General features: G+C 36.9%; 1 protein-coding gene and 1 pseudogene. Both read right to left on the bottom strand.

Annotated elements, in window-relative coordinates; all coding sequences use genetic code 11:
• On the bottom strand, positions 1-910 hold a 910-nt coding region (locus KI369_RS13800; protein ID WP_212956324.1), incomplete at its 3' end, for an ABC transporter permease.
• Positions 907-1,086 (bottom strand): annotated as a pseudogene (locus KI369_RS13795) (ABC transporter ATP-binding protein); the annotation flags it as partial. The gene KI369_RS13800 and the pseudogene KI369_RS13795, both read right to left, overlap by 4 nt.

Below are 1,086 nucleotides of genomic sequence, written 5' to 3'. Positions count from 1 at the left end.
TACGTTCTGTTACAGATACGAGCATAATGTTCATAACACCAATACCACCAACGACTAGTGAAATACCAGCAATGCCGCCGATGATCATCGTCATAATACCTGTCATCTTTGAAATACCTTCTTGAAGTTCTTTTAAATTCATAACTTCGTACTTACCAGTTGCATCACTTGGTTTACGACTGTTTAAGACATCTGCAGCTTTTTTACCTGCGTTTTCTAAGTTATCTACATTTTTTGCTTGAACAGAAATATTTTGAATTTCATCTTTTCCATACAGTGTCGGCCATAATGAAATTGGAATTAATGCTTCTGATGGTCCCATTCCCATAAACTCGTTATCTGATTTGTAGACACCGATAATTTGCATCGGTTGACCCTTCATTTCAATAATTTTACCGACTGGATTAGCATCCTTAAATACCTTTTCTTCCATTTGTTTACTAATCATGACAACGTTATTACCTTGATCCACATCTGATTCTTGTAAAGAACGTCCCTTTAACAACTTTACTTTATTTACTGAAAAATACTCATTGTCTAACCCAGTAATACTCACCATTTCTATTTTATCTTCAATATCAAGTGGTTCCATACTTGAATTTGTTGTTACAACATGTGAGATTTCTGGAATTTTTTTGATTTCAAAAATATCTTCTTCAGTTATTTTCGGTGCTTCTACCATCGCCATGCCAAAAGGATCATTCATATCAGCACTATAATGAATTGGAACCGTTTGATTACCTGACCCAACAAATTGAGATTTCAGTGCAGCTTCCCCACCTTGTCCAATCGCAACGACGGTAATAATAGAACCTACACCGATAATAATCCCAAGCATCGTCAAAGCCGAGCGCAGTTTATGAGCTAAAATAGACGATAAGGCAATTTTCATACTATCTAGTAAACTCATACCGCACACCTTCTATCTTCTGTAATTTTCCCATCTCGCAGTACAATGCGGCGGGAAGAATACGCTGCTACTTCCTCTTCATGTGTAACCATAACAATTGTTGTACCTTCTGCATTAAGCTTCGTAAAAATATCCATAACTTGCTCACCAGATTTCGTATCAAGCGCACCAGTCGG

This window comes from Bacillus sanguinis, assembly GCF_018332475.1.
GTDB classification, from domain to species: domain Bacteria; phylum Bacillota; class Bacilli; order Bacillales; family Bacillaceae_G; genus Bacillus_A; species Bacillus_A sanguinis.
This window is presented reverse-complemented; position numbering and strand designations above follow the sequence as displayed.